Raw genomic sequence first — 676 nt, forward strand, 5'->3', positions numbered from 1 at the left:
GGGACTCCGGCGCCTTGGCCTGGTCGTCGGCGGAGCGGGAGGCCTACGCCAACGACCTGGGCGATGAGCGGGCGTTGATCGCGGTGTCGGCCGCGTCGAACCGGTCGAAGGCGGACCAGGACCCGGCCACGTGGCTGCCGCCGGCCGCCGGCTACCGCTGCCAGTACGCCACCGACTGGGTCGCCGACAAGACGCGCTGGGGCCTGAGCATCGACTCCAGCGAGGAAGCCGCCCTGTCACAGATCCTCGGCCACTGCCCGAACGCGCCGTTCACCGTCACCCTCGCCCGGTAGGGCCCGGCTGCTGCGGGTGACAGTGCGGGTACCGCCGACTCCCAGGCCATCCCGGAGGGCCGTAGCGGGGGAGCAGTGCGCAGAAGTAGCGCGGTGATGCTGATCACGGACAGCTGGCAAGGTGAGGATGAGGCCTCTAGGTGGGCCGAGTTGGTGGTCCAGGACCGGAGGCTGGTGGCCGTTTGGCCGAGCGACGTTGTGAGCCCCGATGCTTGCTGGAGGGGTGAGGTCGTGCTGCGGCGTCCGAGGCGCCGCAGCACGGTGAGCTGTCAGGTGGCGATGATGGTGTGGAAGAACAGTACGGCGCCGGCGAAGGCGGTGCCGCCGGCCAGGATGGCGGTGGCGCCGTCGTGCTGGGCGAGGTAGGTGAGGACGGCGGCGCC

The 676-nt window shown here is 71.3% G+C and carries 1 protein-coding gene; it reads left to right on the forward strand.

Annotated features, from left to right (window positions below; all coding sequences use genetic code 11):
• Positions 1-293: HNH endonuclease family protein (locus tag ABD350_RS37865; protein ID WP_344354016.1), on the forward strand; the 293-nt coding region annotated here is incomplete at its 5' end.
• Positions 294-676: the final 383 nt, after the last annotated feature.

The sequence above is a fragment of the Streptomyces nogalater genome (assembly GCF_039532885.1).
In the GTDB taxonomy this organism is placed as follows: Bacteria; Actinomycetota; Actinomycetes; order Streptomycetales; family Streptomycetaceae; genus Streptomyces; species Streptomyces nogalater.